General features: G+C 43.0%; 14 protein-coding genes. 7 read left to right on the forward strand and 7 right to left on the reverse strand.

The window, feature by feature from the left end; translation table 11 throughout:
- Positions 1 to 284: 284 nt before the first annotated feature.
- The 4 genes from FTV42_RS14380 to FTV42_RS14395 form a co-directional block, all read right to left on the reverse strand.
- A complete protein-coding gene (locus tag FTV42_RS14380; protein WP_180039119.1) occupies positions 285 to 710 on the reverse strand; it encodes a heme-binding protein in 426 nt (141 codons plus the stop codon).
- Positions 711 to 853: 143 nt separating this feature from the next.
- Positions 854 to 2,155: a glutamate-1-semialdehyde 2,1-aminomutase gene (gene hemL / locus FTV42_RS14385; protein ID WP_180039120.1), complete on the reverse strand. Its 1,302-nt coding sequence runs from the start codon at positions 2,153 to 2,155 to the stop codon at positions 854 to 856.
- A 38-nt stretch (positions 2,156 to 2,193) separates the two neighbouring features.
- A complete protein-coding gene (gene thiE / locus FTV42_RS14390; protein ID WP_180039121.1) occupies positions 2,194 to 2,814 on the reverse strand; it encodes a thiamine phosphate synthase in 621 nt (206 codons plus the stop codon).
- 781 nt (positions 2,815 to 3,595) lie between these two features.
- Positions 3,596 to 3,979: a DUF962 domain-containing protein gene (locus FTV42_RS14395; RefSeq protein ID WP_114542139.1), complete on the reverse strand. Its 384-nt coding sequence runs from the start codon at positions 3,977 to 3,979 to the stop codon at positions 3,596 to 3,598.
- Positions 3,980 to 4,308: 329 nt separating this feature from the next.
- Here FTV42_RS14395 and FTV42_RS14400 point away from each other — a divergent pair, with 329 nt between their 5' ends.
- Both FTV42_RS14400 and FTV42_RS14405 read left to right on the forward strand, forming a co-directional pair.
- On the forward strand, positions 4,309 to 5,766 hold the full coding sequence (locus FTV42_RS14400; protein WP_180039122.1) for a CYTH domain-containing protein: 1,458 nt from the start codon (positions 4,309 to 4,311) through the stop codon (positions 5,764 to 5,766).
- A gap of 154 nt (positions 5,767 to 5,920) precedes the next feature.
- Positions 5,921 to 7,375: a CYTH and CHAD domain-containing protein gene (locus tag FTV42_RS14405; RefSeq protein ID WP_071852229.1), complete on the forward strand. Its 1,455-nt coding sequence runs from the start codon at positions 5,921 to 5,923 to the stop codon at positions 7,373 to 7,375.
- A gap of 22 nt (positions 7,376 to 7,397) precedes the next feature.
- Here FTV42_RS14405 and FTV42_RS14410 read toward each other — a convergent pair whose 3' ends face one another.
- The gene (locus FTV42_RS14410) at positions 7,398 to 8,030 is read right to left on the reverse strand and encodes a hypothetical protein (RefSeq protein WP_071852235.1); all 633 of its coding nucleotides are present in this window, start codon (positions 8,028 to 8,030) and stop codon (positions 7,398 to 7,400) included.
- 110 nt (positions 8,031 to 8,140) lie between these two features.
- Here FTV42_RS14410 and FTV42_RS14415 point away from each other — a divergent pair, with 110 nt between their 5' ends.
- The 3 genes from FTV42_RS14415 to FTV42_RS14425 all read left to right on the forward strand — a co-directional run bounded on the left by FTV42_RS14415 (position 8,141) and on the right by FTV42_RS14425 (position 10,026).
- Positions 8,141 to 8,542, forward strand: a complete 402-nt coding sequence (locus tag FTV42_RS14415; RefSeq protein WP_004280011.1) for a DUF3144 domain-containing protein — start codon at positions 8,141 to 8,143, stop codon at positions 8,540 to 8,542.
- A 118-nt stretch (positions 8,543 to 8,660) separates the two neighbouring features.
- Positions 8,661 to 9,731 (forward strand): amidohydrolase, encoded by a 1,071-nt coding sequence (locus tag FTV42_RS14420; protein WP_180039123.1) that lies wholly within the window; start codon positions 8,661 to 8,663, stop codon positions 9,729 to 9,731.
- A 34-nt stretch (positions 9,732 to 9,765) separates the two neighbouring features.
- Positions 9,766 to 10,026, forward strand: a complete 261-nt coding sequence (locus FTV42_RS14425; protein ID WP_159123777.1) for a hypothetical protein — start codon at positions 9,766 to 9,768, stop codon at positions 10,024 to 10,026.
- 64 nt (positions 10,027 to 10,090) lie between these two features.
- Here FTV42_RS14425 and FTV42_RS14430 read toward each other — a convergent pair whose 3' ends face one another.
- Complete coding sequence (locus tag FTV42_RS14430; RefSeq protein WP_180039124.1) at positions 10,091 to 12,862, reverse strand: pitrilysin family protein; 2,772 nt, start codon at positions 12,860 to 12,862, stop codon at positions 10,091 to 10,093.
- Between the two features lie 144 nt (positions 12,863 to 13,006).
- Complete coding sequence (locus FTV42_RS14435) at positions 13,007 to 13,828, reverse strand: PhzF family phenazine biosynthesis protein (protein WP_180039125.1); 822 nt, start codon at positions 13,826 to 13,828, stop codon at positions 13,007 to 13,009.
- A 119-nt stretch (positions 13,829 to 13,947) separates the two neighbouring features.
- On the opposite strand from FTV42_RS14435, the gene FTV42_RS14440 reads away from it, so the two are divergent.
- Both FTV42_RS14440 and gloB read left to right on the forward strand, forming a co-directional pair.
- Positions 13,948 to 14,535 carry a flavin reductase family protein gene (locus FTV42_RS14440; RefSeq protein WP_180039126.1) on the forward strand — a complete coding sequence of 196 codons (588 nt, stop codon included), beginning with the start codon at positions 13,948 to 13,950 and terminating at the stop codon, positions 14,533 to 14,535.
- A 117-nt stretch (positions 14,536 to 14,652) separates the two neighbouring features.
- Positions 14,653 to 15,387 carry a hydroxyacylglutathione hydrolase gene (gene gloB / locus FTV42_RS14445; RefSeq protein WP_004280019.1) on the forward strand — a complete coding sequence of 245 codons (735 nt, stop codon included), beginning with the start codon at positions 14,653 to 14,655 and terminating at the stop codon, positions 15,385 to 15,387.
- Positions 15,388 to 15,872 lie beyond the last annotated feature (485 nt).

Raw genomic sequence — 15,872 nt, forward strand, 5'->3', positions numbered from 1 at the left:
GCCGAGTCGTAAAGCTCAGAAAGCTGTTATTGAACAAAGAAAGTTAAATCCTGTGCTTGACTCTTGTGGTTAAAAACAGGACATTTTAAATGGTTTATCGCATAGACATTTTAATTGGTGAATAACATCTTTTGATTTCCTTTTTAAATTATAACTTTATTGTATATAGACAAGCCCACTCATTAGCGATTGGGCTTTTTAGTTGATATTTCACGTTCCACGCTTCATTTTGGTACAACTTTGAATGATTTTATTAAATTAAGCTGATCAATTTCTATTTTGGATTAGCTTTGCTGCGCCAAAAATTTCTCAATGGCTACCTGTGCAATCTCCGCATCTTCAAACGACTTTACACCCGACACACCCGACACACCCATCGCACCGACGAGCTGGCCTTGATACAGAATCGGTTCACCACCTTCCAACATTCCTGAGAAAGTTTCCATGGTCAGAAAACCCATCTGTCCGCCTTTGATAATATCCTCAAACAGTTTGGAGGGATGGCGACTCATAGCTGAACATTTAGCCTTTTCGACGGCCAGATTTGCAGTCATCGGTGCTGCACCATCCATACGCTTCATCGCAAGCAAATTACCCGTTTCATCTACGACTGCAATACTGACATTAAAACTGTTCTGAATGGCATATTGATGGGCTTGATCTAATAAAAATTCCGCATCGCTTAAAGTCAAATAATGTTTGGTTTGCATGAAAATGATCTCTAATTTTAAATGTAATTCCCCCTAAGCCTGAGCCATATATAGCGCAAGAATACTGGAGGAAGTCTTTAAATTTTCATTTCTATTCGATAGATGAAAGCCCTCTCCTTTAAGGAGAGGGTTTGGGAGAGGTATTACGCTTTCATCTCAGCAAAAGTTTCTTTAGCCGCTTGAATCGTGTAAGCAATATCTTCATCACTATGCGCAGCAGAAATAAATCCTGCTTCAAAAGCAGATGGTGCAAGGTTTACGCCACGATTTAACATGCCATGGAAGAATTTACGGAACGCATCGACATCGCATTTCAGCATAGAGTCGAAGCTAGTAATATCTTCCTGATCGGTAAAGTAAAGACCAAACATACCGCCCACTTGTTGGGTCTTGAATGGAATGCCTGCTTCATCAGCAGCAGTTTGTAAACCGGCGAGCAATTTTTCGAGTTGTGCGGTTAATTTTTCATAAAAACCTTCGGTACGTAAATGCTTGAACATCTCGATACCGGCACGCATTGCCAGTGGATTACCCGACAATGTACCTGCTTGGTATACCTTACCCAGTGGTGCAATACATTCCATCACTTCACGCTTACCACCAAAAGCGCCCACTGGCAGACCTGCACCAATGATTTTACCTAAAGTGGTTAAATCCGGAGTAACGCCATAATGTGCTTGCGCACCACCCAAACCGACACGGAAACCGGTCATTACTTCATCAATGATAAACACTGAACCATGTTCATCACAGACATCACGAATCGCTTGCAGGAAACCGTCAATTGGTTTCACCAAGTTCATGTTGCCTGCGACTGGCTCAACAATCACGCCGGCAATTTCCGAACCAAATTTGGCAAAGCATTCTTTTAAAGTCGCGATGTCGTTATATGGAAGTGTCAGCGTATGTTTTGCAAAATCCGCTGGCACGCCTGCCGACGTCGCTTCCCCTTCACCACTGGTCAATAAACCTGAACCGGCTTTTACCAATAATGAATCCGAATGACCGTGATAACAGCCTTCAAATTTTACAATCTTGTCACGGCCAGTATAACCACGCGCTAAACGAATCGCGGTCATGGTCGCTTCTGTACCTGAGTTGGTCATACGAACCAGCTCAATCGATGGCATGATCTCGCAGATAATGTCTGCCAGTGTGGATTCATGAACTGTGGGCGCACCAAAGCTCAAACCGTCTACTGCGGCATCCTGAACCGCTTTAATAATCGCTGGATGCGCATGACCCAAAATCATCGGCCCCCATGAACCTACATAGTCCACATAACGTTTGCCATCGACATCATACAGATACGCACCTTGGGCTTTTTCGATAAAGACCGGCGTCCCACCGACACTATTAAATGCGCGTACAGGTGAATTGACGCCACCCGGGATATGTTTATTGGCTTGTTTGAACAATTGTTCTTGCTTTGGAGATAAGCTCATGAAGGCACTCGACTCAAAATTAAATCAATCAAAAAATTTTATGCTGTAGCTTGAAAAAGCGCAGACCATTCATCTAAACGTTCAGGAATGGCATTCATAGGGAGTCCCAATATATCACTAATCACCGCGCAATAATCCGCACCTGACTCAATGACATCCTTGGAATTTTCAACCGTTAAACCGCCAATGGCACATAAAGGTACATTTAATTTCTCTTTGGCCAGTTTTAAGGTTTCCAGACCAATATTACCGGCTTCTGGCTTGCTGTCAGTCGCATAAATTGCGCCAAATGCCACATAATTTGCACCATCAGCAATGGCCTGTTCAGCCAGCTCAAGTGAGTTATTACAACTACGGCCAATCAACACGCCTTTGGGCAAACGCGCTACAGCGTCGACAATAGAACCATCATCCTGGCCCAAATGCACACCTACGCCGTATTTAACCGCCATTTCAAGATCATCATTAATCACGAAAGGTACGCCATATTCAGCACACATGGCTTTCATGTACTCGATTTCGTAAATTTGATCTTCTTTCGCCACTTTTTTACGGCGATATTGCAAGACCGCAACACCACCATTGGCCATTGCACCTTCCAACTTCGCCAATAAAAGCTCTAATGGATCATCATTGGTAATTAAATATAAACCGCGCATCTTGCTCGCCACTTGCTAGGATGGCTCTATTATAGGCATAACTCGGTTTAATTGCCGCCATCTTGCTGTTTCTGAGACTAGGTAGCAACAGATTTGCAGTTTTTTAGCACAATTTATCAATTAAATCGTAAATATCACCATTTTCAGGGATATACGGACTTTCAAATCTGCGTTTTAATGGCCTTATAACAATAATTATAACGTGTTAATGCTTACGCCCTCCGACAAACGCTTTTAGGATTTTGCAGATAACTTGGTGGAGAAGTTGCAAAATTCTAAGAGCGATTTTTTTGTCTTTTTTTCGCCTGACTCAAGCGTACTCAAATTAATTAATATTAAAAATACCCATTTTCAGGGATAGCCCAATCGGCACGAAGCGTCTTAAATAGCCTTAGACACAGAAAATAAACAGAAAAATAAATACCTGTGTCGGTAATACCCGATCCTTTCTGGTTTTGAGTCATTCTTTTGTGGGGAGACGTTTCAAAGCCAGAAAGGATCTTTTACTTTCAGCACAAATCCACATGAATTCTTCCATGAATATTTACACAATAGCATCAGCAAAATTTTAGACATTTATTGATAGCAAACAGGCATAAAAAAAAGCCCGGAGAAGGTCGCTCCAGGCTTGGAAAACTGTTGTATTGATTAAAATAGAATGGTTGATCAAAAAACCTAATCTGCAATAACATAATTATTAGAATAATAATTCTAGACTTGCAAGGCTTTTATCGAAATTTCATGCTTTAAGTGGGCACATTCCGATAAAAGTCATTCTGGCTCAACTGGAAATTTTATCGTATTTACGGTCGATCAGACTGATATTACCGCGCAGGACATCGGCAAACATGCGCCAGTCCGAGATAAAGCTATATACAGGCTGTTTGAAGCTGGCCGGTTTATTGCGCTCAAAGATAAAATGACCGACCCAGGCACAGGCATAACCAGATAGCAAACCATAGGCAAAATATCGCGGCTTGCCTTGACGAATGGCTTTGGCAAAACAGTATAAACCGATGCTACTGCCGGCCACGTGCAGACGGCGGCTGATAATATGCCGATGCTCAGTCAAATAGAAGCGATAAAATTCATGATAACTCTTAATCGGCATCTGGGGCTGAACCATCACCTCATTCTTACTTTCTGGTTGTACTTGTACATTCATCTGTCATCATCCTGACGTTTTTTGTTTTACCTTAGCGTATATTTTAGCCAAATAACAGCCTTTTGATGCGCGCTTCAATGCATCTTGCACATCCCCGTGAAGGCCTGAATCCGATCGTTTTAGCCTAAAATGAACCGATGAAATCTAAGTTTCAAACTTCTGTTTAAGCTTTTTATGCTCAGTCAAGTCTTACATGCATTTTGATTTTGGTTACAATCTGCTGCGCACAAATCTAAAAATATAATTGCGGCTGCTGTCCGCCTCATTTTAAAACCTTATTCAAGTGAAGATTCAGTACTTAATTGCACTGAACAGATAGGATGATCATCATGGTTGAAGTTGAACTCAAGTTCCAGATTCCTGCGGCAAGACGCACTGCGCTGCTCAAGGCACTTGATCCGAAAAAGTCTCAACAGATCCAGCTTCAAGCCAAATATTATGATACGGTCGACCGTCAACTGGCCCGGCATGGGGTAGCACTGCGTCAGCGTCTGGAAGGTACACGTTGGGTTCAAACCCTAAAAGCGGCCGGAAAAAGTCATATCGAACGCTTTGAACATAATCATGATCTAGGGGAATTAACCGCATCTCCTGAACTGGATTTAGATATTTATAAGGAATTTCCAGAAGCCGGGGCAATTCTCAGCAATGCGCTCGGCAATCAGTTCGACCAGCTCCAACTCCAGTTTGAAACCGATATTTCCCGTACGTTAAGGGTGATTGACTATGAAGATACCCAGATCGAAGTCAGCCTGGATATTGGACAGATCCGCACACAGGAGGCCGAGCAAGAAGTACATGAAGTCGAGTTCGAACTAAAAAATGGTTCAATTCAACATCTGCTGGCGTTTAGTTTTGAATGGGTCAAGAAATACCAGCTCTGGCTCGATGTACGTAGCAAGGCCGAAATAGGCAATTTATTGGCCACTTCACAGCGCGTCAGTCCTGCGACCCTTAGCAAAGAATTTCAGATCAGCAAAAAAGACAGCGCCAGTAAAACCATGTACAGTCTGATTGCACAGCAGATGCAGCATTTATTGCCGAATATCGCGGCGATTGCAGCTCAGGTTGCAGAGCAGGAACATATTGATCAGGCACGACTGGCACTGGATCACTTATATCTGACCTTGCTGCTCTTCAAAGACTGGCATCCACAGCTTTCGGACAAATGGGCACATCAACTGGCGGCCTTTAAGCAGCAATTTGAACATTTGCAACATTTACAGCATATGCAAAACAGCTTGGCCGGCTTCCTGCAAAATCCCACCACGGCAGAAAACCTGAGCAAAGATATTCTGTATGCGCAGGAGAAACTCGGTAATCTGGTCAAATCTACCCAGAATGTGCATCATTATCTGGAATTACTGATGTTCAGTTTAAATGAAAATGAGCATGCCTCGCTGGACTTGAAAACTGCTGCTCAAACTACCTTGCAACAGCAATATAAAGCTTTGCAGGAACAAATGAACCAGACCGATATCACTGATTTTGAAAGTCTGGATCAATTGTCGGGCCGGATTCAGGAGCTCAAATTCAGCTTTCCGATTTTAACCACGATCTATGATGTCAAAAATTTGCAGAAATACAGCAAAGCGCTGAACGATGCTCAACTGGCAGCCAGTGAATATCAAACTTTGGCCTCTTCTGCAGTTTATATTCAGCAGACCGAGCTGGAAGCAAGTGACTGGTTTGTGCTGGGCTGGCTGACTGCCAAGCAGGAAGTCTATGCGCAGAAACTGCTTGAAGCGACCGAACAGTTCTTGGTCAGTCGTAAATTCCTGAAATAAAAATATTGAAATAAAAATATTGAAATAAATATCACAAGAAAAACTCAAAGCACGCCTTCTCTGGCGTGCTTTTTTGTTGCAGAAGCACATCACACCCCTGCCGATCTTTGGGCTATATTAATCTATAAAACCAACATCGCGGAGGAATGACCCGATGGCAGAAATAGAACTCAAATTCCAGATTCCGCCACAGTCTCGTGTGCAATTTGAACAGGACATTCAGAAACTTCAGCCGACTCGGCATCGTCTGTGTGCACGCTACTTTGATACTGAAGCGCAACAATTACAACAACATCAGATTGCCCTGCGGCAACGTCTGGAAGACCAGCAATGGATTCAAACCCTGAAAGCAGCGACTGAACAACAATTTGAACGTTTTGAACTTGAGCATGAATTAAAAAGTCCTCCGGAACATTGTGATTTTCAGTTATATCGCAAACATAAACCGGCCAAAAAAATCCTGAAACAGGCGCTCGGTGATCTGGAGACACCGCTTATTCTGCAATTTGAAACAGATGTCGTACGGTATGTACTAACAGAAAGTCATCTGGACAGTAAGATTGAAATTGCCTTTGATGTCGGAGAAATTCGACACAATGATCAAGCCATCGATATTTATGAAGTCGAATTTGAGCTTAAATCCGGCCAGCTGAGTGAATTGATTGATTTCATTCAGCCCTGGGTTCAGCGTTATGCTTTGTGGCTGGATACACGGAGCAAATCGGAACGCGGTTATGCCTTATTACATGATGAAGAGAGTCTGCCAGTTCAGCATCAGCTTCCCTTAGTGCTTGAACAGAAAGATCAGATCAGTACGATTTTACAAAAAATTGTCGCCAACTGTCTGGCTCATCTTTTCCCAAATGCGACGGCGATTGCTGCCGAAAATTATAATAGTGATCATGTGCATCAGGCACGTGTTGCGATTCGACGTTTGCGCAGTGCTTTTAAAATTTTCCAGTCCGTGACTGAACATGTACAGCCAGAATGGCCGGAACAGCTGCGGGATATTTTTCAGCAACTGGGTTCCACCCGAGATCGCGATGCCCTGGCAGAAAGCCTGATTCCACAACTGGAAAAAGCAGGTTCACCCTTACTGAAATTACCACCACACCGACAAAAACAACCAGATATCAGTGCGCTGTTCAGAAGTCCTGCCACAGTAGAATTAATGCTGCAACTATTCAGCTTTAGCCAAGAAAATACAGAGGGTAAAGCTAAGTCTTCGCATAAAATTTTGTGTAAAGGCCTGAGCAAGCTGCATCAGCAAATCTGTCAGGATGCCGAGAACTATCAAGAACTGGATATTGAATCCCGACATCGCACACGCAAACGGGTCAAACGCTTACGCTATAACGTAGAATTCTTGCAAAGCTTATTTCCTGAAAAAGAGGTTAAAGCTTATTTAAAAGCCTTAAAACCCTTGCAGGAAAGCCTTGGGCATTATAATGACCTGTTTGTAGCAGACGAATTATTTAGACCTTATGTCAAACAACAGGCCAAGGCCTGGTTTGTGCTGGGCTGGATAAGTGCGGAACAGCAGCGTTTGTCGAACGAAGCAGCAGAGCGTTTACAGCAGTTTGCAGAAAATACCAAGCCCTTCTGGTAAGACCGGGCTTGGTCAAACTGTGCTAGCGATATTTGCCGAATACTTTCCAGGTATTATTGTCTGCCAGCGGATCGTTATAACTGTCGCTACGTTGCTTGCGTGGCTTATCCCGTGCATCGACCAGCTCAAAATGTGGCTCGACACTCAGCACGATTCCATTCACATAAAAACGGGTGCGCGTATATTCACTTTGGCCATGCTGAAATACATAAGTGCGCAGATCAACAAATTCACGGTGTGCCACTAACGCTGCGGTATCGTCACTCTCGAGCCACTGCCGCATGGCTGCAACCTGCTCGGGTTCGAACTGGCCGCATTTTTCGATCAGGCTGGCGACCCCACGAAAAGTTTTGGATTCTTTGGCACGGGTTTTATTGATCCGGATCCGGTCAACATGAAAATAAAACAGCGGCAGGTTTAAATGACTCGGCAGATGGATCGCATCCAAGATTTCATCTTCCATAAAAGGCTGAAACAGATCCTGTGCCCTTTCAATCAAACCGAGCCACTGGCTATAGTATTCATCTACCTGTGACTGGCTGCCATAATAAATCGGCAAGCCTTCAACATTGGCCAGATTTGCCGGTGGCCAGATATTCTGGCGCAATAAAGCAATATCACTTTTTAGACTTTGTACCGTAATCGCATCCTGCATGGCATTCACTTTTATATGCTTAGGCTATTTTTAGATTAAGGCAAAGGTTTAGTTTCCGCAAGGCTTTGCCTATAATTAGCGATTGAGATTTTAGTGTTAGGAACAAATTCATGGTTCAAAAGATTGAAGCAACCGATGTAACCGAAGAAGAAGCGTTAAATGCGGCATTCTTTGAACGTGCTGATGAATTTATTCAACAAGCCAACGAGTTTTGTCGCGTAGAAAAAGGCTCACAAGAAAAACCGAGCGATAAGCGCGGTCAAGTCAGTGCAGCGATGTTATTTGGTACTGCCCGTTTCAATACCTGGGTGGCAGCAAATAATTTTAAAGATGGCAACGAGATGCGTGATGCCAAAGATCAGGTCATGTCTTATATCTTGCAGCAATTTCAAATGATGCTGGAAGATAACTATGATGAATATTGTGAACAGTTCGAAAACTATTTACGTTTCCGTCACAATGAAGAGTTTCATGCCAACAAGCATAACCATGATCACAAGCATGATCATTGATTAAAATACGAAAAGCCTCGCGGGGCTTTTTTTATTTGCTGTCATTTATCATATTGACTTTAAAGTGATTTAAGCACTATATAAATTGAATAATAAATAAACGAAAACAAGGCATAGCATGCAGCAACTTCCCTTCCCGATCATTGACCCTCATATCCACCAATGGGATCCGTACAATACCCCACATGCGGCAGCGCTAGCGGTAAAGCTGTTCGGCAATCATCCCAAATTACTAGACAGAATGGTTCGACTGTTGAAACCCAGAGACGTCATTGAGACCATTGGCCTGACACAGCACCTGACTGCACCTTATCTGCCTGCAAATTACAAGAAAGATGCAGGACATTATGAAATAGAGCAGATTGTGCATGTTGAAGCCAGCTGGCATGACCATAAAGGTACGGGTGTGGTAAATGAAACCCGTTTTATCGCTGGACTTCCTTTTGATCAGCATAATATCCAGTTAGGTGGAATCGTCGCCACGGCAGACCCACGACAGAAGAACTTCAAGCAACTGATTCAACTACATCGAGAAGCTTCTCCCAAGTTTCGCGGCATCCGTAAAATGGCTGCGGTACATCCGGATAAAGGGATTCATGCCTGGACCAATGAACCGCATCTCTATCGCAACAAAAATTTTCTGAAAGGCTTTGAGGAACTGGCCAAGCAAGATTTAAGCTTTGATGCCTGGGTATATTCTCCCCAGATTGCGGACGTTACTGCGCTGGCCAAAGACTTTCCAAACACCCCTATTGTGCTGGATCATCTGGGTACGTCCGCAGGTTTATTTGGCAAGGTGGGCAAAGCTACAGGCAAGACCGAACAAGATCGCGCCCAGATATTTGCAGACTGGAAAGATCAGTTGACAGAACTGTCTGAATGTCAGAATGTATCGACCAAAATGTCTGGTCTGTTTATGCCCGTTTTAGGTCATGATTTTCATCAGCAGAAACGGCTGGCAAGTAAACAGGAATTAGTGGAACGTGCAACTCCCTTGATCCAGCATGCTTTAGACTGCTTTGGTTCTAAACGCGTGATGTTTGCATCCAACTTTCCAATGGACAGTGTCAGCAGCTCACTCACCAATATTATTGATGCCTTTAGCGATATTGTTCAGGACTACAATGAAAATGCGTTAAAGCCGATCTTTTATGAAAATGCTAAAGCGTTTTATAAATTAGAAGAATAAGAGTCTGGATCCTTAAAAAAGGAGAAAAATACATATGCTCTGGGAAGAAATGATCGCTAGTCCCTTGTCAGAAAAGCTTTTATATACTTGCTTGGTGATCTGTTTTAGTGGAATCGCATCCTACTATTACCAACATATGATCCACTTACCCTTTAATAAAGATATCGCTTTAGGATCAATCTTGGTATCAGGTGGTATTTTCCTTTTTCTCTTTGCCACTTTCTGGTGGAGCTTGCCCTGCGCTGTATTATCTGGTGTTTTAGGTGGAATCCTGTTCACCAGAAAAGTTACTTAAATTGGGCTTTTAATAATATGGTAAATAAAAAAACCCCCTCATTTGAGGGGATTTTTTATCAACACTACGATGTTTTAACTTGCTTACCATACTGATCAGCCATCACTTCAACCAGCTGGTCCGGCTTGATGTATTTTTTGATCATGGCATCAATATCGGCTTTGCTCAGTTGAGCAATCGCCTGATCACGTTTTTCCCGGTAAACCAGATTACGGTCTTTTTCCAGCTGTGGAATCAACATAGTGTGAATACGGCGATCATCTTCGAGTGCAGTTAAACGCTGTTTCAAGATACTGGCTTTTGCCGCTTCGACTTCCTGTTCAGTCACGCCACGTGTCAGCAGTTCATTGAGTACCTTATGCACTGCCTGAGAAACCTGTGCGGATTTTCCAGCCGTATAATTGGCACTAATCATCATGGCGCCCACATCTGCCCATTCATCGAGTTGCACATCTGCACTAAAACCATATACTAGGGCATTTTTCTCGCGTAGCTCTTGTGCCAGTCGTGACGATAACTGTGAATCACCCAGAATATATCGAAATACCTGTAATGCAGGTGCATCGGCATGATCTGCGCCGACCGGCATGCTCATGAATGCCTCATAACTCCCGAATTCACGCTGCTCGGACAACGCATGAATTTTCTGGGCTGGGTAGCTTCGATATTCCGATTTCAGACGCTCATAAGGCTGTGCCGCTTTCCAGTCTGAGAAACTATTTTTCAGGTTTTTTTGCATCGATTTCGGATTAAATTCGCCCGTAACCGCGATTTGCGCATGTTGGGTTTTTAAAAACTGCTGATACAGTGCCACAACCTGTTCGCGAGTCGCTTTCTGATACTGTTTTTTGGCCAGTTCAGGCTCGAAATGGAAACGCAGATCGCCAGGCTGATAGATCTCGAGAGTTCGCGCCATCGTCAAGCTCGACACGGTATCTGGTTCAGTATAAGGACGATCCAGACTGGATAAAGTCTGCCCCTTGATCAAGTCAAACTGGCTTTGCTCAAATGCCGGCGTTTTCAGCACATCAACCACATACTGAAAAAACTCTTCAAACTTTTCTTTTTTGGCGCTGATCTGCAAGGTCAGGCCATTGCCGGATGCACCGGCAGTTGCCGAACCGCCTACTTCAATAATTTTATCGGCAATCTGCTGCAAGCTTTGAGTTTCCGAAGAGCGCAACATTAAATAAGCGGTCAGGTCCAGAATCTCGCCTTTATTCATCAGGCTTTGAGCGGTACCAAAATCCAGTGAAATTGTGGCATAGACCTTGTCATCGCGGGTAGTCGTCGGAAACAGCGCGTATTTAATGCCATTTTTCAACTTGCCACGCTGAATCTGTTTGTCTTTACTGTACAAATACTGTTTGGATTCCTGGACATATTGCTTTACTTCAGCCTGATAGACACTGACATCTTTCATTGGCTCTTCTGCTTCAGCCTGCTGATCCAGAGTTTTTGTCGGTGCTTCTGTCTGTGCCAGTTCCTGCGCTTTCTTCTGATCTTCCGGGGTAGGTAAAATATTGCCAGAAATACGGTATTCAGGTTTTAAAAAACTCTTATAGACCTGATTGACCTGATTCACATTCAGGTTTTGAATCGCGCTCAGATCTTTAAAATACTGGCTCCAGTCACCCGAATACGCCACTGCATAATCACTTAAACGTGAACCTAAAGCAGTCGCACTATTTTTAATATTGTCGGCCTGATTTCGGGTCAGATTTTTAGCCCGGTTTAATTCTGCTTCGGTAAATGGCTGGCTCTTTTCTACGCCTTGGATCAGCCCCTTTTCAATATCCTGTGCCTGATGATTCGGAGCATAGATTGCTCCCATAAACACCAGATTAAAGTCTTTATCCAGCCAGGTACTGGATTGCACCGCTGTTGACTTCCCAGTTTCCACCATATTCTGATAGAGATGTCCACTTGGCTGCAAAGTATAGAGCGTTGGCGAAACAGCCAAAGCCGTTTTAATGCTTTCTTTGGATTGATTCAAATAAAGATTAAACTTGGCCAGATCACTGCCTTTCTTTACTGTAAATTCACGCTGTTTGATTTGCTCTGGTTTAAGCGCTGGGACTTTCACTTGCGCTGGTACATTTCGGGATTGAATCGGACTGAAATGCGTATCCAGCTGTTTTAAGACTTCGGCCTTATCAAATTTGCCCGAAATGACCACAAAGGCATTATTCGGTGCATACCATTGACGGTAAAAATGGTTTAGTTCCTGCATATTGATTGATTGCAGCTCATTTAGGTCACCAATCGGCAAACGGCCTAAATACTGATTGCCATAAGCAGATTTAAACACCTGATCGATCAATACTGAAAATGGCTGATCCAGACGAATTTCACGCTCGCGTTTTACAATATCAATTTCAGTCGGTACATATTTTTCCTGAAGCACCAGCTTGTCCATGCGTTCGGCTTCGAGAAAAATGACTTCACTCAGCGCAGTTTTTTCAGGACGGATCACATTGGTATATTTGGTCGAGTAATAGTCGGTACTGGCATTAGTCATCAAGGTATATTGATCCAGTCGACGCTGGAATTCATCCCCTTTGACATTTTCTGTGCCTTTAAAGGCCAAATGTTCCAGCAGATGGGCCAGTCCGCCCTTGCCCTGAGGATCATTCAGGGAACCGGTCAGATAGACCGTATTCATAAAAACTTTATTTTCTTTATCATTCGGTGCCAGGATAATGCGCAGTCCATTATCCAGTCGGTATTCTTCAATATTCTGTTCCGTTTTCACCAAAACAGGCTGTGCAAAACTTAGTACACTACAGCCAGACAATACAATCGCCAGACTTAAATTTTTATAACGTAGCAACATTCTTCATCCAAATTATAAATATAAATTTTTATTCGCGCCCATCTTAGAGAATGATTCTTTTTCTGAATAATCTATTCCAAGCCGAACCATCAAAATAACATGCCGCCTCGCCTGACGACATGTATATCTATGTAATTATAAAAATTAAAGATAGATTTCAGCCTGCATATATAACTTTCCATAACCGGAAATTTCAATTCGTTCCTGATCTTGCAAAGCACAATACAGCACCCCACCACGTGCTGATGCCTGATAGGCGACCAGCTCATTTTTACCGAGTTTCTCGGCCCAGAGCGGCGCAATTCCGGTATGAATCGAACCGGTTACCGGATCTTCATTGATGCCATTACTCGGCGCAAAATAACGTGAAATACAGTCGTATTGGGTATCTTGTGAAGTAATTGCGACATCTAAATAGGTATTTTGAGCAGTAATGGCTGTACGCTTGCCATTCAACTGTTTCAACAATTCAAAATCAGGCGTTTCATCCAGCACATCCTGTACCGATTCGTATTCAACAATATAGCCCTGTGCATTCAGATAAACCTGTTTAAACGGTTTGCTCAAGGCCTGTCTTAAAGCTTCAGGATATTCAGCAACTGGCGCTGCACGACGGATTGGAAAATTCATTCTGATCTTGCCATCAGCATCCTGACTGACTACAAAAATGCCTAAGTCTTTTACGTGAAAATGAATCGTTTTCCCCGTACCAAACTGATTGAATAATACAAAGCTGCTGGCCAATGTCGCATGACCACAAAAATCCACTTCCTTGGTTGGCGTAAACCAGCGGATGGCATAATTATCGCTATCGATGACTTTAACAAAAGCCGTTTCGGACAGATTATTTTCCAAGGCGATATTTTGCATCAGACCATCTTCGAGCCAGTCTTCCAGTACAATCACGGCTGCGGGATTGCCTTTAAACAGTTCCGTGGTAAACGCATCGACCTGGTACATTTTCATTTTTTGAATTCCTGAATATAACGATCTCTAGTTTAAAAGCTTTTTTGCAAGAATGAACTTGAATATGTTAATCATCTCATTAATCTAGCCTATTAAATAAATAGAGCAAATGGTGCTGCATGACAAACTCCCCTATTCAAAGTGTTCCCTTAGAAAAAGCTTATCGTCTGATTACCCATGGCCCTACTGTACTGGTATCTGCTCAAGATCAGCAGGATACAGATGTCATGGCAGCAGCCTGGGCATGCGCACTGGAATTTAGCCCCGCCAAAGTGACTGTGGTTCTGGATAAAAGCACCAAAACCCGAAATATTATTGAAAATTCAGGTTATTTCGCGCTGCAAATTCCAACATTGAAACAACTGAATATGGTCTATCGTCTGGGTACGCAGAGCCTGCATGATGTGCCTGACAAACTGGCACAATCCGGAGTAGAACTATTTCATTTTCCTGATGCTGATATTCCTGTAGTACAAGGCTGTGCGGCCTGGATACTCTGCGAGATGATTCCTGAGCCGCATAACCAGCAAATGCATGACCTGTTTATAGGCAAGGTGATTGCAGCCTATGCCGATGATCGGGTCTTCCGCGACGGCCACTGGCATTATCATGAAGTGGATGAAGAGTGGAAAAGTATTCATCATGTAGCCGGCGGGCATTTTTACACCATCGGCAATGCGGTGAGCATTGATGATCCGGAATTATAAATTTTTCAAATTTGGAATAAATGAAAGTAATCGCGGATGATCAGACGATATCAACCAGCACCAGAGTATCCGAAATTATGCTACTTTATCTATAATCTTCATTTGATGTGATGTGCTATGACACCCTTTAAAATTCACTGTATTGATGTCCAGAATTCACTGCAAAATTATATCTGGTTGCTTGAACATACCGCGTCGCATCAGGTGGCTGTGATTGATCCAACCGAAGCAGAATTGGTACAAGACTATTGTGCCGAACACGGTTTAACTGTAAGTCAAATCTGGCTGACTCACTGGCATAAAGATCATATTGGCGGTGTGCCGGAACTGATCCAAGGACAAAATCTGCCTGTGTATGGCCCACGGGCAGAACTAAGCAAAATTCCGTTTATCACCCATCCTCTTGAGCATGAAGAACAGTTTAATTTTCATGGAATAGATATCCAGGTGATTGCTGTACCCGGGCATACACTCGGCCATATTGTTTATTTTATTGATGCAATTGATGTGCTGTTCTGCGGCGATACCTTATTTGCCATGGGTTGTGGCCGGGTTTTTGAAGGCACCTATTCACAGATGTATCATTCACTGTCCCGTCTGGCTGCCTTGCCACCGCGCACCCAAGTCTATTGCACCCATGAATACACATTATCGAATGCACAGTTTGCCAAACACGTTGAACCGGACAATTCGGCAATTCTGGAACGCTTCGAACATATTGAGCGTTTGCGTATACTAGGCCAGTGCACGCTGCCAAGTAGTATTGAAGATGAATTGCAAACCAATCCTTTTCTGCGCGCAGAAAGCGTGGAAGAATTCCAGCGTTTAAGAACCCTGAAAGATCAGTTTTAAACCGGATTCAAAGCTGAAGATCAATGCTTCAGCCGACTTACTTATTTGTCATTTGCGATGCATAGAATGTTATTGAAAGGCACGTACAAATTTTGCACAAATTGGAATAAGTTGAATCTCCATCTAAAAAATGTCTTTCTGTGCCATTTTTGCTTTCTTATAATTAATCAAGTCCTCTATTTTTTTAGAAACCAATTTCAGTTCCAACACATGAAATAATGACTTATAAATAACAGGATGATATTGATTTAAATTAGAGAAATTCGTGGAACATTGCTTAAATAATCAGCATGGAACCTAACAAGTGAATAAAAAAGCCCAATTTACTTGAATTGGGCTTTCACTTATACGCTAAACAGGCTTTGTTGCACAAACCTATCTGTAAAGGCTTTTTCAGCGATATAATTTTCAAATGAAGAAGCCTACACAGAAAATCTACCGCACAACCAATTGGCCCGCATATAACCGAGCACTCATGAGTCGCG

It is taken from the genome of Acinetobacter sp. YH16052, from assembly GCF_013417155.1.
Taxonomy (GTDB): domain Bacteria; phylum Pseudomonadota; class Gammaproteobacteria; order Pseudomonadales; family Moraxellaceae; genus Acinetobacter.